Raw genomic sequence first — 20,224 nt, forward strand, 5'->3', positions numbered from 1 at the left:
CAGGTCGGGCTTCTACCTCTCCCGGTCGGGGTGCGACTTCTCCAACTCGGGGTGCAGCTTGTCGAGATCGGCGACGGCCCCGGCCTCGGGCTGGGGACGCGGATGCCGCGCGAGGTCGTCCAGGTCGTCGAGCATCTGCTGGGCGAGCTCGCGCTCGGACTCGTAGTACCGCTGCGACCAGCGCAGCACCATCTCGGGATAGGCCCACTCGGGTACCTCGGCCGCGCCCGTGGCGTCCGCCTCGGCGAGCCGACGCATCCGGTCGGCGTAGTCGCGGTGCTGCTCGATCACCTCGCGCAGCCGTTCGGGCCCCATCAGGTGACCGAGCCACACCCGCAGCATCACCCCGTGCTTGAGGATGGGCGGCTCGACCGGGGCGTCCCTGGCCCAGCGGGTGACCGCCTCGCGGCCCGCGTCGGTGATCGCGTAGACCCGCTTGCCGCGCGTGCTCTCGGTCAACTCGACCCGCGAGAGCGCGTACCCCGCCTTCTCCAGCCGCTTCAGCTCGCCGTAGATCTGGCTGTACGAGGGGCTCCAGTAGAAGAACTTCAGGCTCCAGTCGGCCCACTTCTTCAGGTCGTATCCGGACAGCTCCTGCCCGAACGAGAGCAGGCCGAGCACGGCCCAGCTGGTCGGCGGCAGGTTCGGCGGCTCCTGTGTCACACCCGGCAGCGTACCGATGGCGGCACGGCTCCCGACCGTGATATACCTATTAGAAATATACCTAACCGGAATATAATCGCCCCGGAAATCCAGCCCGGCACCCAGGGAGGCTCCCGTGCAGTTCTCGATGATCTTTGAGGCCCAGCTCACCGACCCGACGCCCGAGCGCGAGCGCCAGGTCCTCCTCGACTCGGTCGACCAGGCCGTCTACGGCGAGGAGATGGGCTTCGACCGGGTCTGGGCGGTCGAGCACCACGGCCTGGAGCGGTACGCGCACATGACCGCGTCCGAGATCTTCCTGACCTGGGTGGCCGCGAAGACGTCCACGATCCGGATCGGCCACGGCGTCGTCTGCATGCCGTTCAACTACAACCACCCGGTGCGCGTGGCCGAACGGGTCGGCATGCTCGACGCGCTGTCGGGCGGGCGGCTCGACGTCGGCGGCGGCCGCGGCTCCACCCGGATGGAGATGGGGATGTACGGCGTCAGCGCCGCCGACACGTACCCGCAGATGATCGAGAGCCTGGGCTTCCTGGCCAACGCCTGGCGCAAGGACGAGGTCGACTGGCACACCGAGACGCTCGACGTCGGTCCCGCCAAGATCCTGCCGCGTCCCGTCCAGACCCCGCACCCGCCGCTCTACATGGCCTGCTCCAAGCGCGACACCGTGAAGCTCGCCGCCGAACTGGGCGTCGGCGCGCTGGTCATGGGCTTCGCCGGCCCGGAGGAGGTCAAGGAGATGTACGACCTCTACCACGCGACCGTCCGCACCCGTACGCCCGAGCGGCTCGTCTCCACCGACACCAACGACAAGTTCGTCGCGCTGTGCCCGACGATCGTCCTGGACGATCCCGCGAAGGCCCTGAAGATCGGCGCGCGCGGCCAGCGCTTCTTCGCCGAGGCCATCGCGCACTGGTACGGCAACGCCCCCGCCCCCCGCGAGGACACCGAGGACGACGACAACATCGCCGCCCTCGCCAAGGACAAGGAGGACCTGGTCGCGCGGCTGAACGAGGCCAACATCCCCGCCCGTCCCCAGGACACCGGCGCGTTCAACGCCGAGCACGCCTACGGCACCGCCGACCAGGCCATCGAGTACGTGCAGCGGCTCGCCGACATCGGCGTGGACGAGGTCATGTGCCTCATCCAGATGGGCACCGTCCCGCAGGAGGCCTGCATGGAGACGATCAAGCAGTGGGGCGAGAAGGTCATCCCGCACTTCCGGAACGGCGCCTCCGCGTGACGTCCGGTATCCCGGCGCTCGACGGCAAGGTCGCGATCATCACCGGAGCGGCGCGCGGTCAGGGCGAGGCCGAGGCCCGGCTGTTCGCCGAGGCCGGCGCGAAGGTCGTGCTCACCGACGTCCTGGAGGAGGAGGGCCGCGCCGTCGCCGAGTCGATCGGCGGCAGTGCGGTGTTCGTCCGGCAGGACGTCACCTCCGAGGACGACTGGGCCGCGGTCGCCGGCACCGCGACCGAGCGGTTCGGCGGGCTGGACGTCCTGGTCAACAACGCCGGGATCTGGCGGACGGCCCCGGTCGAACGGCAGTCCCGCGAGGGCTTCGAGCAACTCCTGCAGATCAACCTGATCGGCCCGTTCCTGGGCATCCAGGCCGTCGCGCCCGCGATGCGCGCGGCAGGCGGCGGCTCGATCGTCAACATCTCCTCCACCGCGGGCCTGGTCGGCATCGCGGGGCACGCGGCGTACGGGTCGAGCAAGTTCGGGCTGCGGGGCCTCACCCGTTCCGCCGCGCTCGACCTGGCCGGCGACGGGATCCGGGTCAACACCGTCCATCCCGGCGTCATCGACACCCCGATGATCGCGGAGTTCACCGAACGCAGCGGGGGCAGGACACCGAACGTCCCGCTGTGCCGAGCCGGGATCCCGGGGGACGTGGCGAGCCTCGTGCTGTTCCTGGCCTCGGACGTGTCGTCGTACATCACCGGCACCGAACTCGCGATCGACGGCGGCCTCACCACCGCCTGATCCCTAATGAGGTAACGAAGAGGTAACGGAGCCGGGGCGAGGAAATACCCCCGGGGGGTACATGGTTGGTGTGGTCACAGGCGGAACGATCACATCGGAGGAACCGGCGATGACGACCACGGCGCGCGACACCCACGCAGCCCACACCGACCACGCGGCTCAGACCGGCCACGCAGCCCACGGCGGCGGTACGCCCGGCGGGCTGCTCATCTCGCAGGACGGCTACACGCTCGCGCCCGACACCGCCATCCTGCGGCCCGGGGCCACCGAGTTCAGGTTCCGGATCCTGGGTCCCGGCGGTGAGCCCGTACGGGAGCTGGCGACGATCCACGACAAGAAGCTGCACTTCATCGTCGCCCGCCGGGACCTCACCTCGTTCTGGCACCTGCACCCGGTCGACAACGGGGACGGGAGCTGGTCGGTACCGCTGGACCTGCCGGAGGCCGGGACGTACCGGATCTTCACCGACGTCGCACCCGAGGCGCTCGGCCGCACCCTGACGCTGGGCGCCGACCTGCAGGTCGGCGGCCCGTTCACGCCCCGGCCGGTCCCGGCGCCCGCCAGGGTCGCCGCCGTCGGCCCGTACGAGCTCACCCTGGACGGCGAGCCCACGCACGGCGAGGGCCGCCGGATCACCGTCACCGTCCGCGAGAACGGGCGGCCGGTCACGGACCTGGAGCCTTACCTCGCCGCGTACGGGCACCTGGTCGTCCTGCGCGCGGGCGACCTGGCCTATGTCCACGTCCACCCGGACGGTGAGCCCGGCGACGGGCGCACCGAGCCCGGCCCGGAGATCGGCTTCCACATCGAGCTCCCCGGTCTGGGCACGTACCGGCTGTTCCTGGACTTCAAGCACGGCGGTACGGTCCGTACCGCCGACTTCACCGTCACCACCGGCTGAGCGGGACGAGTCATGAGGAACCTCCCGGCGCTCACCCCCGCTGAAGCGCCCGCCAAGTCCCGCGAACTGCTCGACGACATCATCGGACGGCACGGCGCCGCCGGCGAGATGATCAGCACGATGGCGCACTCGCCGGCCGTGCTGCAGGGCTACCTCGAGTTCTCCCGGGCGATGAAGCGGATCAAGATCCCCCGCCCGCTGAGCGAGAAGATCTCCCTGGCGCTCCAGGAGTGGATCGGCTGCGGTACCTGCTTGGCCGCGCACACCGAGGCCGGACGGGCGGCGGGGCTGACCGAGACCGACATCGCCCTGGCCCGGCAGGGGACCTCGACCGACGCGCGCGAGGCGGCGCTGGTGGAGTTCGCCGTCCGCGTGCTGACCGAGCCGGCCTCACTCACGGGCGACGACGTCGCCGCGCTGCGCGCGCACGGATGGAGCGACCGCGTCATCGCCGAGATCCCCGGCCTGGTGAGCCTGAACCAGCTGACCGGATCGTTCAACCTCGTCGCCGGGATCCAGCCGTCCACCGGATGACGAGCCTCAGGGGAGGCGGGCGACGCCGCACAGCATCGAGACGTCCTCCACCGACGGCCGCTTCTCCGGCGGTACGTCGGGACGCCAGTCGACGACCGAGCCGATGCCGGGAGGAAGCAGTTCGAGCCCGGTGAAGAACCGGGTGAACTCCTCCAGGCTGCGGAGCCGGAACGGTACCCCGCTCCGCGCGTTCGCCGTCTTGCTCTCGGCGTACTGCTCGGGGGTGAGATGGTCGCCCGTCGCGTTCGTCAGCACGATGTGGCTCCCCGGCGGCAGCGCGGCGAGCAGCCGCTCGACGATGCCGTACGGGTCCTGGTCGTCCTCGATGAAGTGCATGATCGCGACCAGCATCAGCGCGACCGGCCGGGACATGTCCAGCGTCCGCAGCAGGGCCGGGTCGGTCAGGATCCGGCCGGGTTCGAGCAGGTCGGCGTGGAGGTAGGCGGTCCGGCCGGCGGGATCGCTCGGCAGCAGCGCGCGGGCATGGGCCAGCACGATCGGGTCGTTGTCGACATAGACGATCCGCGCGGCCGGCTCGATCGACTGCGCGATCTCGTGCACGTTGCCCGCCGAGGGAAGCCCGGTGCCGATGTCGAGGAACTGGTCGATCCCCACCTCCCCGGCCAGATGGCGCACCACCCGTCCGAGGAACGCGCGGTTCTCCCGGGCGGACAAACCGACCGTCGGGAACACCGAGGCGACCGTCTCCGCCGACTCCCGGTCGACCGCGAAATTGTCCTTGCCGCCGAGCCAGTAGTTGTACCGCCGGGACGGGTGCGCCTTCGTCGGGTCGATCCCGGGCGGAACCGGCTCAGTCTCCATGGCGACCTCGATTCGTTGCCCGGTACGCGACCGCGCCGGCAGTCGCGACCGCGCCGGAAGTGAAGATCACAAATCCTATTGTGCATACGGACCCGACCGATACCCGCATCGGGTCCCCGGGTATTCGCCCGTTCACTAAGCGTACAGAACTCCCGGGGACCACACCGTTATCGCGAAAAGGGTGGCGGGCGGTCCGGATAAAGATCAGGATCGTTCCGCAGGTATGTGACGACCCGGAAGGCAGGCATGGATCTCTTCTACAGCCCCTTTGACTTCGCGATCCAGGACGATCCCTACCCGGTGTATGCGCGGCTGCGCGAAGAGTCGCCGGTTTACCGGAACGAGAATGACGATTTCTGGGCGCTGTCCCGGCACGCCGACGTCGTGGCGGCACTGAAGGATTCCAGCCGTTTCTCCAGTGTCAACGGCCTCCGGATCGAAGCCGCCTTCTGGGGACCCGACGCAGAGAAGTTCTTCTCGTTCGTCGCCATGGACCCGCCCCGGCACAGCCGGATGCGCGGGCTGGTGTCGCGCGCCTTCACCCAGAAGCGCATTCAGGAACTCGGCCCCCGCATCCGCGAGATCGCCCGTGCCTGCATCGAGCCGCATCTGGAGAACGGCACGTTCGACCTGATGACCGACTTCGCCGCCCGCTTCCCCACCGACGTGGTGTCGGAACTGGTCGGCGTCCCCGAGTCCGACCGCGCGCTGGTGCGCGATCTGGGGATGGCCATCATGTACCGCGACGAGGCCGCCGGGCCGGGCGACGACCTGCCGCCGGAGGCATTGCAGGCCATCGGTGCCCTGGTCGGCTACTACACCGAGCTGACCATCGCGCGCAGCAAGGAGCGCCGTGACGACCTGCTGTCCGGGCTGCTGGACGCCGCCGAGGACGAGGACAGGCTCACCCCCGAAGAGATCGTCGGCGTCCTGATCCTGCTGGTCGGCGCCGGTATCGAGACCACGATGCTGATGCTCGGCAACGCCTGGCACGCCGCCTGGACGCACCCCGAGGAGCGGGCCAGGGCGTTCGGCGGCCGGGTCGAGGACTGGGTGGAGGAGACGCTGCGGTACGACCCGTCGACCCAGGCGCTCGCCCGTTCGACCACCGAGGAGGTCGAGCTGCACGGCGTCACGATCCCGGCGGACGCGCGTGTCCTGCTGCTGACCGGTTCGGCCAACCGGGACGCCGGCGTCTTCACCGACCCCGACCGGTTCGACCTCGACCGCGACACGAGCGCGTCGCTGGCGTTCGGCAACGGCCGGCACCACTGCCTGGGCGCCAACCTCGGCCGCCTGGAGGCGCGCATCGCGCTCCAGGAGGTCATCGACGTCGTCGCCGACTACGAGATCGACGCCGACCAGGCGAAGCGCGTGCGCTCGTCCAACAACCGCGGCTTCGCGTCCCTGCCCACCCGCATCACCGCCCGCAAGTAAGCCGTCCCGACCGGTACTGTCCCGTACCGGCGCGCGAGCGCGTCCGCGTCCGCGCGCCGGTACGGAGCGGTCACGCGGTGTACGGGTCGTCGCCTGCCAGGAGGCGGTTGGCCATGCCCTTCAGGGTGTCCAGGGCCATGAGGTACGGCATCGGCCCGAACGAGATGCGGGCCACGCCGAGGGCCGCCAAGCGGGCCGGGGTCGCGCCACCGGGGAAGCTGTTGGTGTTGATGGGCCCGGGGATCTCCTTGGCGAGGACGGCGATGTCGTCCTCGGCCGAGACCGCGATCGGGTAGATGCAGTCGGCGCCCGCCTCCAGGTAGAGGCGGCCTCGTTCGATGGCCTCCGCGACCGGCTCGGCGACCTTGTTGACGAAGACGTCGGCCCGGGCATTGATGACCAGGTCGGTGCCGGCGGATTCGGCGGCGGCCCGTACGGCGGCGATGCGCTCGGCCTGCTCGGCGGCGGGGACGAGGGCACCGGTCTTGTGGTCGGTGTCCTCGAGGTTGCAGCCGACGGCGCCCATGGTCACGAGCCGTTCCACCAGCTCGGCGGCGGGCAGTCCGTAGCCGGCCTCGGCGTCCACGGTCACCGGAACGCGCACCGCGCGGACGACGCGGGCGGCGGCGGCGAGCATCTCGTCCGCCGGAGCGCCCTCATGATCGGGGTAGCCGAGCATCGCGGCGATCGCGGCGCTGGCGGTGGCCACGGCCGGATACCCGGCCTCTTCGAGGATGGTGGCGCTCGCGGCGTCCCAGGCGTTCGGCAGGATCAGCGGCTCGCCGGGACGGTGCAGCTCGCGGAGGCGTGCGGCATTGGCGTTGTGGTCGGTCACGGTGTCTCCCTCTGGTGGGCTGCGTCCTGAGAGCCTTCAGCAAGGGGGCTGCCCTGCGGCGCATTTCGTGACAAGAAGCCCGGTGTGACAGCGGGCCCGGGTAACAGGCAGGCAGGCCCCCGGCGGACGGGCATGGCGTGGAGGCGAGTCGCACGCCCCCACGCCACGATCTCGGAGGTCTTACGCCTCGTCCTCGAACGTCTTCTTGCCGCCGAACTTGGCCTGCAGCTCGTCGTCGTACTTGTCGGCCGCACCACTGATCAGCGCGCAGGCCCGCTCCAGCTCCTCCGCCTGCAGGGTGTCGGCGAGCAGATCGGAGCTGAAGATCACCCGGCCGTTGCGGAAGTAGGCCTGGATGCCGTAGATGCCGGCGTTGATCTCGTTCAGCGCGCGGAGCAGCTCGAAGCTCTCCTCGACGCCGCTCAGCACCGTGGACACGATCTCGACGCGGTACGGCTCGGTGCGCCCGATGCGGACGTAGTAGAGCGCGCTGCCACGGCGGATCGGTACGTCGCCCTCCTCGTCGTAGACCACCTCGTCGGTCTCCAGGTAGGCGGCGAGGATCTTGTCGACGTGCGCGACGGACATCTCTCGGCTCATGTACGGCCTTTCCCCGTTCGGTTCCACTCGGTTTCGCGGGCGCCGGCGACCGGACGGACGCGGCGCCAACGGGCGGAGGCTAGCAGATCCGGACCAATCACCACTTGCCGATTGGCGATTCGGCCGGGTGAATTCCGGCACCTCCAGCAATAGTCGTCGCCGGTTCACCGCCATCCAATTAGCCGGATGTCAGCAAAGGCCGCGGCGGCCGTGGTGATCACTTCGGCGGGCGCATCGGTTAGCGTCGGGGGACCGGACACCGTGGAAGGAGCATCGCATGCTGCCCTGGTCCGCCGAACTCGCCGGCCGCGTCGACGAGCACACCGTCGTGAGCGAGACGCTGCGCGGCAACCCGCTGAGCGATCCGCACGAGCGCCCGCTGTGGGTGTACGTGCCGCCCGGATACGACGACGATCCCGGCCGGCGCTACCCCACCGTGTACGTGATCATGGGCTTCACCGGCCATGTCGCGATGTGGCGCAACCGGACCCCGTTCCGCAGGCCCTTCCCGGAGACGGCGGACGAGGTGTTCGCGCGCGGCGACGCGCCGCCCGCGATCGTGGTGTACGTGGACACCTGGACGTCCTACGGCGGCAGCCAGTACCTCGACTCGCCCGGCACCGGGCGCTACCACTCCTACCTCTGCGACGAGATCGTCCCGTGGGTGGACGCGCGGTACCGGACGCTCGCCGAGCCCGCGCACCGGGCCATCACCGGGAAGTCGTCCGGCGGATATGGCGCGATGATCACGCCGATGCTGCGGCCGGATCTGTTCGGCGCGCTGGCCACCCATGCCGGGGACGCGCTATTCGAATACTGCTACCTGCCCGATTTTCCGGCGGCCGTCCGCCATTTGCGGGCCTATGACGGCGACATCGCGGCATGGTGGGACGACTTCAATTCGCGGGTCCCGCTCAGCAAGCAGGAGGACTTCAAGCTGCTGGAGGTCCTCGGCTACACCGCCTCCTATTCCGCGCGCGACGACAGCACTCCCGAGTTGCCGTTCGATCCCGTCACCGGGGTGCTGCGGCCGGAGGTGTGGCAGCGCTGGCTGGACCGGGACCCGGTACGGATGGTCCCGCGCCACGCCGAGGCGATGCGGTCCCAGCGGGCCATCTGGATCGACGGCGGGACCCGTGACGAGTGGTATCTCGACGTGGGCGCCCAGGCGTTCCGGCAGGCGTTGATCGACAACGGCGTCGAGGAGAAGGCGATCCACTTCGAGCTCTTCGACGCCGCGCACGGCGGCATCGACTACCGCTACCCCCTCTCGCTCGCCTGGCTCTGCGAGCGCATCGCGCCCCCAGTCCGTTGAAGTGAACGGTGGCCGCCCTCGGACGGGGCGGGTGTTCGGGCTGCCCAGGCGCCGGTTTCCGGAGTTCGACAGGCCGGATGTCAAAACTTGAAAATCCAGTCTTAAGTGGATTCATTGACACTTCTCGGCCACTGGGTTGCACTTCTGGACAACTCAGTCGGACGTGGTGGCCCCGCACCAACGACATCCCCCAGCCCTCGCGGGGACGCCCCGTCCCAGCCCCCCCCCGTTCACCGCCGGGCGGCCGACCGGCCCCCGATCCGTGGAGCACTCCCACAAGGAACTTCGCGGCACGGAAACCGCCCGGCCCCTGGAAGGAGCTCCCCCCGTGCGACACCAGACCGCGCTGGCGGCCGCGGCGATCACCGCAGGCCTCGCCGTGTCGATGTCCGCTCCGGCCACCGCCACCACCGCCCGTACCGCTCCCCCGTCCCCCTCCCCCTCGCCGAAGGCCGCCGCGGCCTCGGCCGACCGCCTGGTCGCCGCCCGAGCAGCCGCCGTCCACGCCTCACCGAAGGACGACATCGTCCGCCGGGGCGTCACGACCGGGGCCGGCGGCCTGCAGTACGTCGCGTACGACCGCACCCACGCGGGCCTTCCGGTACGCGGCGGCGACTTCGTCGTGACGACCGACGCCGCCGGGAACGTTCTCGGCACGACGGTCAACCAGAGCGCCCCGATCGAGGTCTCGACGACGCCCAAGGTCGCGGCGGCCAAGGCAGGAACGGTCTCCCGTGGCCGTCTCGCCAAGCCCACCCGTACCTCCGCCCCGGCCCTCACCGTCCTGGCCGAGGCCACCGGCACGGGACGGCTCGTGTACGAGACCGTCGTCGACGGCACGAACGCCGACGGGCGGCCGAGCCGCCTGCACGTCCTGGTGGACGCGAAGACCGGCAAGGTCGCCCAGCAGTGGGACGAGGTCCGGGACGTCGACGACGACCGGAGCTACTACCACGGCGGCAGCCAGCAGCCCACGAACATCGCCACCACCGCGTCCGGCGGCACGTTCAGCATGCGCGACCCCGGCCGTCCCGGCATCAGCTGCGGCAACCAGAGCGGCACCGTCTACTCGGGCAGCGACGACGCCTGGGGCAACGCGGGCGGCAGCAACCTCGAAACCGCCTGCGTCGACGCGATGCGCGGCGCCCAGGCCGAGTTCGACATGGCCAAGGGCTGGCTGGAACGCAACGGACTCACCGGCACCGGACGCGGCTGGCCCATGCGCGTCGGCCTCAACCAGGCCAACGCGTACTGGAACGGCAGCTACGCCAACTTCGGCCGCAACAGCTCGGGGACCCGCCAGGCCACGCCCACCGACGTCGTCGCGCACGAGCTCGGGCACGGGATCTTCCAGGTCACCCCGGGCGGTTCCGGCGGTTCCAACGAGAAGGGCGGCCTGAACGAGTCGACCGGCGACATCTTCGGCGCGCTGACCGAGTGGTACCTGAACGAGCCGCGCGTCAGCGAGCAGATCTCCGGGACGACCGCACTGCTGAACTACGACCCGCCCGACTACCTGGTGGGCGAGGAGGTCGACCTGGTCGGGAGGGGCCCGATCCGCAACATGCCCAACCCCTCGGCGATCAGCGGCCACCCCAACTGCTACAGCTCGTCCGTCCCCAGAATGGAAGTGCACGCGGCGGCCGGCGTCCAGAACCACTGGTTCTACCTGCTGGCCGAGGGATCCAACGCCAACGATCCCGGCAACGGCCGTCCCAACAGCTCCACCTGCAACGGCACCTCCATCACCGGGGTGGGCGTGCAGAAGGCCGGCCGGATCTTCATGGAGACCCTCAACCTGAAGACCACGACCTGGACGCACACCACCGCGCGCCGCGCGTCCCTCACGGCGGTGCTCAACCTGGTACGGGTCGGCAAGGCCACCTGCACCGACTTCACCACGACCCGGGCCGCTTGGACCGCTGTCAGCGTCCCGGCCTCGAGCGGTGAGCCCACGACCTGCACGGGCTGACCTCTCGATGGCGGCCGTACGGGGCGCCCTTTCTCGGCCCGCCCCGTACGGCCGCATCTCCTCCCAGAACGGCGGGGGCTGCGGACCCCAGACCGCAGCCCCCGCGCCCCCAGCGGGCCCCGCAGCTCGCACTCCCAGGCAACTTCCAGAGGAGCCCCCCGTGAAAACCCGCCTGCTCGGCTTCGCCGGAGCGATCGCTCTGGCCGCGGCCACCCTGACCCCCATCGCGCCCGCCTCGGCCGCGGCGGCGCCGGACATCCCGATCGCCAACGTCAAGGCCCATCTGAGCCAGTTCCAGTCGATCTCCAACGCCAACGGCGGCAACCGCGCGCACGGCCGTCCCGGTTACCGCGCCTCGCTCGACTACGTGAAGGCCAGGCTGGACTCCGCCGGGTACCAGACGAGCATCCGCTCGTTCAGCTACAACGGCGCCACCGGCTACAACCTGATCGCGGACTGGCCTGGTGGCGACGCCAACCAGGTCCTGATGGCCGGCGCCCACCTCGACAGCGTGCGCTCCGGAGCCGGGATCAACGACAACGGCACCGGCTCCGCCGCCATCCTGGAGGCGGCCCTGGCCGTGGCCCGCAGCGGCTACCAGCCGACCAAGCACCTGCGCTTCGGCTGGTGGGGCGCCGAAGAGCTGGGCCTGATCGGATCCAGCCGGTACGTGAGCAGCCTGACCGCCACCGAGCGTTCCAGGATCAAGGGCTACCTCAACTACGACATGGTCGGCTCGCCCAACGCGGGCTACTTCGTCTACGACGGCGACAACTCCGACGGCGTGGGCTCCGGCCCCGGCCCGGCGGGCTCCGCCCAGATCGAGAGCACGATCAACTCCTACTTCTCGGGGATCGGCGTCACCACCCGGGGCACCGACTTCGACGGCCGATCCGACTACGGTCCGTTCATCCGGGTCGGGATCCCCGCCGGCGGTACGTTCACCGGCGCCGAGGGCCGCAAGACCACCGCCCAGGCCCAGTTGTGGGGCGGGCAGGCCGGAGTCGCCTTCGACCGCTGCTACCACAGCTCCTGCGACACGACGTCCAACATCAACGACACCGCACTGGACCGCAACTCCGACTCGATCGCGCACGCGATCTGGGCGCTGTCGGGTCCCGCCTGAAAGCCGGATGACGAATCGTCGGACCCGTTGGTGACAATGGGGGTATGTGCCGCAGCATCAAAACACTCCGACCCACGCCCACCGCTCCAGAGACCGTGACCCCCGACGAGATCAGGGCGGCCGCGCTCCAGTACGTGCGCAAGGTCTCGGGCTTCCGTGCCCCGGCCGCGCACAACGCCGAGGCGTTCGACCGCGCCGTCGAGGAGATCACCCGCAGCACCGCCGAGCTGCTGGCATCCCTGGAGATCAGGGGAAGACGGAGTGCTTAAAAAGACCCGGCCCAGGATGCTCGCCTGGCGGCTCGCACCCTGACCGGTTCTTGTGCGAGCGCGGCATCGCTTCGCGATCTGCCCGGGTGAGGCTCGCCTTCGGCTTCGCCTCACCCGGGCAGGTCACGCGCTCGCGCGGTGGTTGAGGCCCGTTCGCCCGCGCGGTGGTTAAGGCCGTTCGCTCGCCGGTGAAGGCCCTTGAGAGTGGCTGAGGCCCGTCGAGACAGGCCCTGACCGTGTTGAGACAGGCTTAGGCCGTTTCGGCCGCGAGTTCGGCGGCGACCAGCTCGGCGATCTGGACGGCGTTGAGCGCGGCGCCCTTGCGCAGGTTGTCGCCCGAGCAGAACAGCGCCAGCCCGTTCTCGACGGTCTCGTCCTTGCGGATCCGGCCCACGAAGGTGTCGTCCTTGCCCGCCGCCTGCAGCGGCGTGGGAACGTCCGACAGTGCCACGCCGGCCGCGCCGGAGAGCAGCTCGGCGGCGCGCTCCGGGCTGATCGGCCGCTCGAACCGGGCGTTGATCTGCAGCGAGTGCCCGGTGAAGACCGGGACGCGCACGCAGGTGCCCGAGACCTTGAGGTCGGGGATCTCCAGGATCTTGCGGCTCTCGTTGCGGAGCTTCTGCTCCTCGTCGGTCTCGGCCAGCCCGTCGTCGACGATCGAGCCCGCCATCGGCAGCACGTTGAACGCGATGGGCCGTACGTACACCCGCGGCTCGGGGAACTCCACCGCGTCACCGGAGTGGGTCAGCCGGTCGGCGCCCTCGACGACCTTGCCCGCCTGCTCGTACAGCTCCGCCACGCCCGCCAGCCCGCTGCCGGAGACGGCCTGGTAGGTGGACACGACCAGCGCGGCCAGCCCCGCCTCGGCGTGCAGGGGCTGCAGCACCGGCATCGCGGCCATCGTGGTGCAGTTGGGGTTGGCGATGATCCCCTTGGGCCGTACGGCCACCGCGTGCGGGTTGACCTCGGAGACGACCAGCGGCACGTCCGGGTCGCGGCGCCAGGCGGAGGAGTTGTCGATCACGACCGCGCCCGCGGCCGCGACCTTCGGTGCCAGCTCCTTGGAGCTGGCACCGCCGGCGGAGAACAGCACGATGTCCAGGCCGCTGTAGTCCGCCGTGGCGGCGTCCTCGACGGTCAGCTCGGTGTCCTGCCACGCCAGCTTGCGCCCGGCCGAGCGCGCCGAGGCGAACAGCCGCAGCTCGTCCAGCGGGAACCCGCGTTCGGCCAGGATCCCGAGCATCACGCTCCCGACCTGTCCGGTGGCGCCGACGATCCCGATTCTCATGCCGCTCCCTCTGTCGCCTGTCGCGTACGCGTCGTCCGTCATTCCCGGCCATCGCTGACCTGGGTCAACGAGTCTGCCCAGGTGACGGCCTCACGTCCAATCAAAAATCCTTCCATACAACCTTAAGCACACCTTCACCCTTCCCCGGCACACAAGCCGGGGCGGTGCCCCCTCTGGTCAGCGGAAGGCGTCCAGGCCGGTGATGGCCTTGCCGAGGGTGAGCAGGTGGATCTCCTGCGTGCCCTCGTACGTGAGGACGGATTCGAGGTTGTTCATGTGCCGGATCACCGGATACTCCAGGGTGATCCCGTTGGCGCCGAGGACCGTACGGGCCTGGCGGGCCACGTCCAGGGCCGCCCGCACGTTGGAGAGCTTGCCGAACGAGACCTGCTGCGGGGTGACCTTCCCCTCGTCCTTGAGGCGCCCGATGTGCAGCGCGACCAGGCCCGCCTGGCCCAGCGCGACCTCCATCCAGGCGAGCTTCTCCTGGGTGAGCTGGAAGGCGCCGATGGGCTTGCCGAACTGCTCGCGGGTCTGCGCGTACCGGACGGCCGTCTCGTAGCAGGAACGGCCCGCGCCCACGGCGCCCCAGAGGATCCCGTACCGGGCCTCCGACAGGCAGCCCAGCGGGCCCTTCAGTCCGGTGACCTCGGGCAGGACGGCGTCGGCCGGGAGCCGTACGTCGTCGAGGACCAGCTCGGACGTGACCGAGGCCCGCAGCGACAGCTTCTGGTGGACGTCACTGGCGGAGAATCCGGGCGTCCCGGTGGGGACGACGAAGCCCTTGATGCCCTCGTCCGTCTTCGCCCACACGACCGCGACATCGGCGATCGAGCCGTTCGTGATCCACATCTTGGTGCCGTTCAGCACCCAGTCCGTGCCGTCCCTGCGGGCCCGCGTGAGCATGTCGCCGGGATCGGAGCCCCGGTCGGGCTCGGTCAGCCCGAAGCACCCGAGGGCCTCCCCGGAGGCCATCCGGGGCAGCCACTCCTGCTTCTGCTGCTCCGATCCGTACTTGTAGATCGCCGCCATCGCCAGCGAGCCCTGCACGGACACGAAGCTCCGCAGCCCCGAATCGGCGGCCTCCAGCTCGCGGCAGGCCACCCCGTACGCCACCGCGCTCGCCCCGGCACACCCGTACCCCTCCAGGTGCATCCCGAGCAGTCCGAGTTTTCCCAGCTCGGGGGCCAGTTCGCGAGCGGGGAACGTCCCGTCCTCGAACCATCCGGCCACGTTCGGCTCGATCCGCTCGGCCACCAGCGCCCGTACCGAGTCGCGGATCATCCGCTCCTCATCGGTCAGCCTGTCATCGACGCGCAGCACGTCCATCCGGGGCATCCTTTCGCCGGGGCGGGGTATCGCCGTCAGGGTACGTCGGGGAAACGAGGCTCCCGGGATCAGGGGTCCGCTCAGGGGCGAATCAGGGCGAATCCCGATATCGAAGCCACCATCGATTGGGCAGGATCTAAGCATGGACATGGAGAAGAGCACCCAGAAGCAGTTGCGCCGCACCCACGACGGCCGCATGGTCGCCGGAGTCTGCTCGGGCGCCGCGCGCTACCTCGGCGTGGACGCCAACATCATCCGGCTCGGCCTCGGCATCTTCACGATCTTCGGCGGCGCCGGGATCGGGATCTACGCGCTCGGCTGGGTGCTGATCCCTGAGGAGGGCCGCCCCACCTCGATCGCCGAGGACCTCTTCAAGAAGGCCAACGAGAACCCCAAGGTCCAGGAGACCATCCAGAAGACCAAGGACGGCCTCAACAAGAACACCCAGAAGGACTCCACCCAGGACTCCAAGGACCACATGCACATCTGACCCGTGGATTCCCCTCGGAGCCCGGGACCGGCCGAGCCGGGCGGCTCGACGAGAGCCCGCCCGGCTCCCGAACTCCTCAGGGCGTGGGGCTCAGGGGGCGGGGGCGGAGCGGCGGGCGCCGCGCGGCGGCCTCTCGGAGCCGCCGTCGTCTCGTCCCCCATGCCGTCCGTGCGTGGCGTGGCCACCACCCCTGGCCGGCCAGGGCACCTCGATGTCGGCGTCGAGGTGCGCGTCGACAACCTGCGGATCGCCGTTCACGCCGGTGCGACCATCGGTCTCGGCCACCGTCGGCTCGCTCGACTCGTCCGCCCCTCCTAGGCCGCCCGGACCGGCCGGCTCGCTGGGTACCGGGACGGGTCTGACGGCCTGAGTCGCGCTGTGAGCGGCCTCGGAACGGGCGTACATCGCGGCGATCACCCCGCCGCAGGCCCGGTTCCACGACAGCGTGAGGATCGCGGCCAGCGACAGCCCCAGCGCCCCGGCGAACGCGACGACCGTCTCGGGGCCGAGTAGCTGGGCGGCCGCACCCGCGATCAGGATGCCCAGGCCCTGTCCGGCGAGGATGCCGGACTGCGCCAGCCCGAACGCCTGCCCGCGCCCGGCCGCGGGCACGGCGGCGACGAACGCGGCGTTGGCCGCGAGCTGGTAGGCGCTGCCCGCCCCTGAGAGCGCCCACAGCGCCACCACGGCCCACAGCGGGGGGTGGAGGGCGGCACCGAGCAGCGGGGCGCAGGCCAGCATCGACATCCAGCCCATGGACCGGATCCGGTTGGTCGGCCGGACGCAGCGGCTGAACACGAACGCGCCGATGACCATCCCGGTGGGCATCGCCGACATCAGCAGCCCGACCGTCACCGCGCCGCCGTCGAAGGTCGCCGCGTACGGGGCGGCCAGGCCCTCCGGCACCACGTAGAAGCCGCACAACCACGCGAACGACACCAGCGCGCGCAGCGTCGGGTCGCCGAACACCAGCCGGCCGCCGTCCACGGTGCCCTTCCACAGCCCCAGCGACTCGCGCTCGCGCCGCTTGGGCGCCGGTCTGCGGCGCAGGCCGGCGACCAGGACCAGGGCCGAGACGGCGAACGTGGCCGAGTTGAGTGCGAGGGCCTCGCCGGTGCCGACCATCGCCACGATGGCGCCGCCGGCCAGGAAGCCGAGCATCTGGGCGGCCTGGTGGGTGATGTTGTTGATCGCCGAGCCCGCCACGTACCGGTCGCCGGTCAGCACGTCCGGCAGCACCGCCGCCCGGGCCGCGCTGAACGGGGCGCCCAGCAGGACGGTGAGGAAGACCAGCGCGCACAGCACCCAGAACGGCATGCCCTGCACGGCCATCACCGCCATCAGCCCGGCCCGGATGACGTCGCAGATCACCATGACCCGGCGGCGCGGGAACAGGTCGGCCAGCCCCGACAGCACGGGACCGCCCACGATCGGCGGTATGTAGGTCAGGGCGTAGGTGAGGGCGGTCAGCAGCGCGGAGTTGGTCGCCTCGTACACCAGCACCGCGAGCGCGACCTGCGCCAGCTGGTCGCCGATGAACGAGAGCGCCTGGGCGAGCCAGAGCGCGCGGAACTCGCCTACCGCGAAGACCTCGCGGTAGGTGGCCTGCGACTCCGGTGGGCGACGATGCCGACCCGTCTGCCTCTCAGCCACGCGCGCTCCAGTTCGGTCCGCCCGGTCACGGACGACCTCTCTATTAACTCACGCTGCGTGGCAGTTACGTAACCTACAGTGCCCAATTCATGAAACTCTCTGCGACGGCTCAGTAACCCAGCTCGTGCAGCCGCCGGTCGTCGATCCCGAAGTGGTGCGCGATCTCGTGTACCACCGTGATCCGCACCTCGTCGACGACGTCGCGCTCGGTCTCGCAGATCCGCAGGATCTCGTGGCGGTAGATCGAGATGTGATCGGGCAGGACCCCGCCGTACCAGTCACCCCGTTCCGTCAGGGGTACCCCCTGATAGAGACCGAGCAGGCCGGGCTCGGGCGCGTCGTCCTCAACGACGATGACGACGTTGCGCATGTGCGCGGTCAGCCCGGGCGGGACGGTGTCCAGGGCCTCGCCGACGAGTTCCTCGAACGCCTCTCGCGTCATCTCGATCACGTCATCATTGTGCTTGACGGAAGGAGACATCGTGCTCGTCGCGCACATCCGGACCGTTCTCTCCAGGGTCCGGCTGCCGCGCCTCCCCGAGGGCAGCCCCGCATGGCTTCGCCGCCCGCGACTCCCCCCTCGACTGCGCAGCCGCCTCCACCCGCCCGGTCCCCGTACCCGCCGCTGGGCCGGCGCCCTCGCGGTGCTCGCCGCCGGACTGGCCGGCGGACTGGCCGGCCTCCTGCTCGGCGGGCGCGTCGAGACGCCCGTCGGCCCCACCGACGTCTCCCTGCTGCTGCGGCCCCAATGGGGCGGCGGTACGACGATCCAGATCCCGCCGCTGGGCGCGCTCCACCTCGACACGCACTGGGGGCCGCTCGCCCTTGAGGCCCGCGTCACCGAACTGCGGCCCGAGCCCGCCCGCGAACTGATCGAGAGCGACACCGGCCTGGACCAGATCACCGACCAGATCACCGACCAGCTCCGGCACGGCGTCCTGATCCTGCTGCTGCGCGCCACCGCGCTCGGGCTCACGCTGTCGTTCCTGGCGGGCCTGCTGCTCTTCCGTTCCTGGCGCAAGGCCCTGGCCGGCCTCGGCTGCAGCGTCGCGGGAATGCTCGTCCTGGTCCTGCTCACCTGGTCGACGTTCAATCCGCAGGCCATCGCCGAGCCCCGCTACACCGGGATCCTGTCGAACGCGCCCCAGCTCGTCGGCGACGCCCAGAGCATCGTCGAGCGCTTCTCGGCGTACCGCGCCCAGCTCGCCAAGCTCGTCGGGAACGTCTCCGAGCTGTACGCGGCGACCTCGACCCTCCCGGAATACGAACCCGACCCGTCCACGATCCGCGTGCTGCACGTGTCCGACATCCATCTGAACCCGGCCGCCTTCTCGGTGATGCGCTCGGTCAGTACCCAGTTCAAGATCAACTTCATCGTCGACAGCGGCGACCTGACCGACCACGGCAGCGAGCCCGAGGAGAAGTTCGCCGACGAGATCGAGTCGCTGAAGATCCCGTACGTCTTCGTCCGCGGCAACCACGACTCCCAGGGCATCCAGGACGCCGTCGACGACCAGAAGAACGCCATCGTCCTGGACGACGAGCTCCAGGAGGTCGAGGGCCTGCGCGTCTACGGCACCGGCGACCCCCGCTACACCCCCGACAAGACCACCCGCGACGACCATCTGGGCGTCACGCAGCTCCGTACCCTGGGCTCCCAGCTGGCCCAGAAGCTCCGCAACGCCGGTACGACCCCCGACATGGTCGTCTCGCACGACCCGTTCGAGGGCGAGGGCTTCACCGGAACGACCCCCATCGTCCTGTCGGGCCACGGCCACAAGCGCTCCACCCGGCTCCTGCCCACCGGCACCCGCCTCTTCGTCCAGGGCTCCACCGGCGGTGCCGGCCTGCGCGGCCTCGAACACGAGGAACCCACCCCCATCGAGCTGTCCGTCCTCTACTTCAGCCGCGCCACCCACCGCCTCCAGGGCTGGGACGACATCCGCCTGGGCGGCCTCGGCCTCACCTCCGCCCAGATCGAGCGCCACCTGGAGCCCAAGCCCGACCGCACCATCGGCCCGCCCGCCACGCAGCCCCCGACCAACTCCCCCACGTTCCCGTCGCTGCCCCCGTCCCAGTGGCCCACCGAGAGCCCCACACCCAGCCCATCCGCCACACGCCCACCAGAAGGGGACTAACCGTTTGTGCGTCCGGCCAGCTTGTCCCCTATGCTGGAGCGGTCGCGTGGCAGCCGTCGCTGCCACCCAGGGCCCCCTTCGTCTAGCGGCCTAGGACGCCGCCCTTTCAAGGCGGTAGCGCCGGTTCGAATCCGGTAGGGGGTACATCACAGACGGCTTCATGATCATCGCCAGTCGCGGGCGGTTGGTCGCCTAGCGCGGTGGCCGCTGCGTCCCGCTGGACCTGGATGATCTCGCGTGCGACGGTCACCTGGCAGTGCACCTTCCGAGTCGTGCGGTCGTAGCGCATCTGAAGCCGGAACGCATCGAACAGCTTGCGGAGAACCGGCTCGGGGACCGTGGCCAGATCCACGCTCCCCGCTGGCAGCTGGTCGAGCAGATTCGGACACTGGCGAACGGGCTGTGTGCTCTCCAGCTCCGCGAGACGGGCCCTCTTCTGATCGCGGTCGGCGCTGAGTTGGGCAGCGCGAGCGTTGACGTCCCGGGTGAACTCGGGGTCCGGCACCTCCAGGTGCTCCAGGCTGCCGATCAGGCGTTCTCGTCGCAGGCTGATGTCCTGGACGGCCTTTCGAACAGCGTTTATGGCCGCCTGGTGCTCGACCGCTGCCTGGTTGGCGGCCTCGATCATGAGAACTGACAGCCGCGAACGACGGTGTGGACCGAAGACGTTGCTGGCGAAGAAGTCTGAGAGTCCCTTAAGCAAGAGTTCCTCCCGAACCCAGTAGCTCTTCGGGTGCCCTTCGGGGACGTAGCCCTTCGGCGGCTTGCAGACGTAGTAGGGCGTGCCCGTGGGGTTGGTCTTGCCGAACAGTCGACGGCTGCATTCGTCGCAGGTGATGTAGCTCCGTAGAACGTACGTCCGTCGC

General features: G+C 70.2%; 20 protein-coding genes and 1 tRNA gene. 13 read left to right on the forward strand and 8 right to left on the reverse strand.

The features are described from left to right. Nucleotides 1-12: 12 nt before the first annotated feature. Nucleotides 13-663, reverse strand: coding sequence for a helix-turn-helix transcriptional regulator (locus ACH34Q_RS20370; RefSeq protein ID WP_395984565.1), 651 nt, complete (start codon nt 661-663; stop codon nt 13-15). 115 nt (nt 664-778) lie between these two features. Here ACH34Q_RS20370 and ACH34Q_RS20375 point away from each other — a divergent pair, with 115 nt between their 5' ends. From ACH34Q_RS20375 to ACH34Q_RS20390, 4 genes are all read left to right on the forward strand, one after another. Further along, nucleotides 779-1,906, forward strand: coding sequence for an LLM class flavin-dependent oxidoreductase (locus ACH34Q_RS20375; protein ID WP_395984566.1), 1,128 nt, complete (start codon nt 779-781; stop codon nt 1,904-1,906). Next, nucleotides 1,903-2,649 carry a glucose 1-dehydrogenase gene (locus ACH34Q_RS20380; RefSeq protein WP_395984567.1) on the forward strand — a complete coding sequence of 249 codons (747 nt, stop codon included), beginning with the start codon at nt 1,903-1,905 and terminating at the stop codon, nt 2,647-2,649. The genes ACH34Q_RS20375 and ACH34Q_RS20380 overlap by 4 nt, the downstream gene beginning before the upstream one ends. 109 nt (nt 2,650-2,758) lie before the next feature. Continuing rightward, entirely contained in the window at nt 2,759-3,550 is a 792-nt protein-coding gene (locus ACH34Q_RS20385) for a hypothetical protein (protein WP_395984568.1), read from the forward strand. Between the two features lie 12 nt (nt 3,551-3,562). Beyond that, on the forward strand, nt 3,563-4,084 hold the full coding sequence (locus ACH34Q_RS20390) for a carboxymuconolactone decarboxylase family protein (protein ID WP_395984569.1): 522 nt from the start codon (nt 3,563-3,565) through the stop codon (nt 4,082-4,084). A gap of 6 nt (nt 4,085-4,090) precedes the next feature. On the opposite strand, the gene ACH34Q_RS20395 is transcribed toward ACH34Q_RS20390, so the two are convergent. Next, on the reverse strand, nt 4,091-4,906 hold the full coding sequence (locus ACH34Q_RS20395; protein ID WP_395984570.1) for an SAM-dependent methyltransferase: 816 nt from the start codon (nt 4,904-4,906) through the stop codon (nt 4,091-4,093). 246 nt (nt 4,907-5,152) lie between these two features. Between ACH34Q_RS20395 and ACH34Q_RS20400 the strand changes: the two genes are divergently transcribed. Then, nucleotides 5,153-6,343 (forward strand): cytochrome P450, encoded by a 1,191-nt coding sequence (locus ACH34Q_RS20400; protein WP_395984571.1) that lies wholly within the window; start codon nt 5,153-5,155, stop codon nt 6,341-6,343. Between the two features lie 70 nt (nt 6,344-6,413). On the opposite strand, the gene ACH34Q_RS20405 is transcribed toward ACH34Q_RS20400, so the two are convergent. Both ACH34Q_RS20405 and ACH34Q_RS20410 read right to left on the reverse strand, forming a co-directional pair. Beyond that, on the reverse strand, nt 6,414-7,178 hold the full coding sequence (locus ACH34Q_RS20405) for an isocitrate lyase/phosphoenolpyruvate mutase family protein (protein ID WP_395984572.1): 765 nt from the start codon (nt 7,176-7,178) through the stop codon (nt 6,414-6,416). A gap of 180 nt (nt 7,179-7,358) precedes the next feature. Continuing rightward, a complete protein-coding gene (locus ACH34Q_RS20410; protein WP_395984573.1) occupies nt 7,359-7,766 on the reverse strand; it encodes a T3SS (YopN, CesT) and YbjN peptide-binding chaperone 1 in 408 nt (135 codons plus the stop codon). 289 nt (nt 7,767-8,055) lie between these two features. Between ACH34Q_RS20410 and ACH34Q_RS20415 the strand changes: the two genes are divergently transcribed. From ACH34Q_RS20415 to ACH34Q_RS20430, 4 genes are all read left to right on the forward strand, one after another. Continuing rightward, complete coding sequence (locus tag ACH34Q_RS20415; RefSeq protein WP_395984574.1) at nt 8,056-9,093, forward strand: alpha/beta hydrolase-fold protein; 1,038 nt, start codon at nt 8,056-8,058, stop codon at nt 9,091-9,093. A gap of 328 nt (nt 9,094-9,421) precedes the next feature. Then, the gene (locus ACH34Q_RS20420; RefSeq protein WP_395984575.1) at nt 9,422-11,065 is read left to right on the forward strand and encodes a M4 family metallopeptidase; all 1,644 of its coding nucleotides are present in this window, start codon (nt 9,422-9,424) and stop codon (nt 11,063-11,065) included. Between the two features lie 160 nt (nt 11,066-11,225). Continuing rightward, a complete protein-coding gene (locus ACH34Q_RS20425) occupies nt 11,226-12,191 on the forward strand; it encodes a M28 family metallopeptidase (RefSeq protein WP_395984576.1) in 966 nt (321 codons plus the stop codon). A 44-nt stretch (nt 12,192-12,235) separates the two neighbouring features. Continuing rightward, nucleotides 12,236-12,460, forward strand: coding sequence for a DUF2277 domain-containing protein (locus ACH34Q_RS20430; RefSeq protein WP_395984577.1), 225 nt, complete (start codon nt 12,236-12,238; stop codon nt 12,458-12,460). Nucleotides 12,461-12,710: 250 nt separating this feature from the next. On the opposite strand, the gene ACH34Q_RS20435 is transcribed toward ACH34Q_RS20430, so the two are convergent. After that, nucleotides 12,711-13,748 carry an aspartate-semialdehyde dehydrogenase gene (locus tag ACH34Q_RS20435; protein WP_395984578.1) on the reverse strand — a complete coding sequence of 346 codons (1,038 nt, stop codon included), beginning with the start codon at nt 13,746-13,748 and terminating at the stop codon, nt 12,711-12,713. A 177-nt stretch (nt 13,749-13,925) separates the two neighbouring features. Then, a complete protein-coding gene (locus ACH34Q_RS20440; RefSeq protein ID WP_395984579.1) occupies nt 13,926-15,077 on the reverse strand; it encodes an acyl-CoA dehydrogenase family protein in 1,152 nt (383 codons plus the stop codon). A 142-nt stretch (nt 15,078-15,219) separates the two neighbouring features. On the opposite strand from ACH34Q_RS20440, the gene ACH34Q_RS20445 reads away from it, so the two are divergent. Beyond that, entirely contained in the window at nt 15,220-15,567 is a 348-nt protein-coding gene (locus tag ACH34Q_RS20445; protein WP_395984580.1) for a PspC domain-containing protein, read from the forward strand. 90 nt (nt 15,568-15,657) lie between these two features. On the opposite strand, the gene ACH34Q_RS20450 is transcribed toward ACH34Q_RS20445, so the two are convergent. Together ACH34Q_RS20450 and ACH34Q_RS20455 are read right to left on the reverse strand one after the other, a co-directional pair. Beyond that, on the reverse strand, nt 15,658-17,220 hold the full coding sequence (locus ACH34Q_RS20450) for an MFS transporter (protein WP_395984581.1): 1,563 nt from the start codon (nt 17,218-17,220) through the stop codon (nt 15,658-15,660). Nucleotides 17,221-17,329: 109 nt separating this feature from the next. After that, nucleotides 17,330-17,662 carry a metallopeptidase family protein gene (locus ACH34Q_RS20455; protein ID WP_395984780.1) on the reverse strand — a complete coding sequence of 111 codons (333 nt, stop codon included), beginning with the start codon at nt 17,660-17,662 and terminating at the stop codon, nt 17,330-17,332. Between the two features lie 40 nt (nt 17,663-17,702). Here ACH34Q_RS20455 and ACH34Q_RS20460 point away from each other — a divergent pair, with 40 nt between their 5' ends. The 3 genes from ACH34Q_RS20460 (at nt 17,703) to ACH34Q_RS20470 (ending at nt 19,995) form a co-directional block, all read left to right on the forward strand. Then, on the forward strand, nt 17,703-19,358 hold the full coding sequence (locus ACH34Q_RS20460; RefSeq protein ID WP_395984582.1) for a metallophosphoesterase: 1,656 nt from the start codon (nt 17,703-17,705) through the stop codon (nt 19,356-19,358). A 71-nt stretch (nt 19,359-19,429) separates the two neighbouring features. Beyond that, nucleotides 19,430-19,502: transfer RNA gene (locus ACH34Q_RS20465), tRNA-Glu, on the forward strand. 112 nt (nt 19,503-19,614) lie between these two features. After that, the gene (locus ACH34Q_RS20470) at nt 19,615-19,995 is read left to right on the forward strand and encodes a hypothetical protein (RefSeq protein ID WP_395984583.1); all 381 of its coding nucleotides are present in this window, start codon (nt 19,615-19,617) and stop codon (nt 19,993-19,995) included. Nucleotides 19,996-20,224: the final 229 nt, after the last annotated feature.

The organism is Actinomadura sp. 9N407, from assembly GCF_044326315.1.
In the GTDB taxonomy this organism is placed as follows: Bacteria; Actinomycetota; Actinomycetes; order Streptosporangiales; family Streptosporangiaceae; genus Spirillospora.

Bases quoted from the DNA above. Each gene is read 5' to 3' on its own strand.
- ACH34Q_RS20385 (WP_395984568.1), top strand. From the start codon at position 2,759: ATGACGACCACGGCGCGCGACACCCACGCAGCCCACACCGACCACGCG.
- ACH34Q_RS20390 (WP_395984569.1), top strand. From the start codon at position 3,563: ATGAGGAACCTCCCGGCGCTCACCCCCGCTGAAGCGCCCGCCAAGTCC.
- ACH34Q_RS20395 (WP_395984570.1), bottom strand. From the start codon at position 4,906: ATGGAGACTGAGCCGGTTCCGCCCGGGATCGACCCGACGAAGGCGCAC.
- ACH34Q_RS20400 (WP_395984571.1), top strand. From the start codon at position 5,153: ATGGATCTCTTCTACAGCCCCTTTGACTTCGCGATCCAGGACGATCCC.
- ACH34Q_RS20410 (WP_395984573.1), bottom strand. From the start codon at position 7,766: ATGTCCGTCGCGCACGTCGACAAGATCCTCGCCGCCTACCTGGAGACC.
- ACH34Q_RS20415 (WP_395984574.1), top strand. From the start codon at position 8,056: ATGCTGCCCTGGTCCGCCGAACTCGCCGGCCGCGTCGACGAGCACACC.
- ACH34Q_RS20430 (WP_395984577.1), top strand. From the start codon at position 12,236: ATGTGCCGCAGCATCAAAACACTCCGACCCACGCCCACCGCTCCAGAG.
- ACH34Q_RS20435 (WP_395984578.1), bottom strand. From the start codon at position 13,748: ATGAGAATCGGGATCGTCGGCGCCACCGGACAGGTCGGGAGCGTGATG.
- ACH34Q_RS20440 (WP_395984579.1), bottom strand. From the start codon at position 15,077: ATGGACGTGCTGCGCGTCGATGACAGGCTGACCGATGAGGAGCGGATG.
- ACH34Q_RS20445 (WP_395984580.1), top strand. From the start codon at position 15,220: ATGGACATGGAGAAGAGCACCCAGAAGCAGTTGCGCCGCACCCACGAC.
- ACH34Q_RS20455 (WP_395984780.1), bottom strand. From the start codon at position 17,662: ATGACGCGAGAGGCGTTCGAGGAACTCGTCGGCGAGGCCCTGGACACC.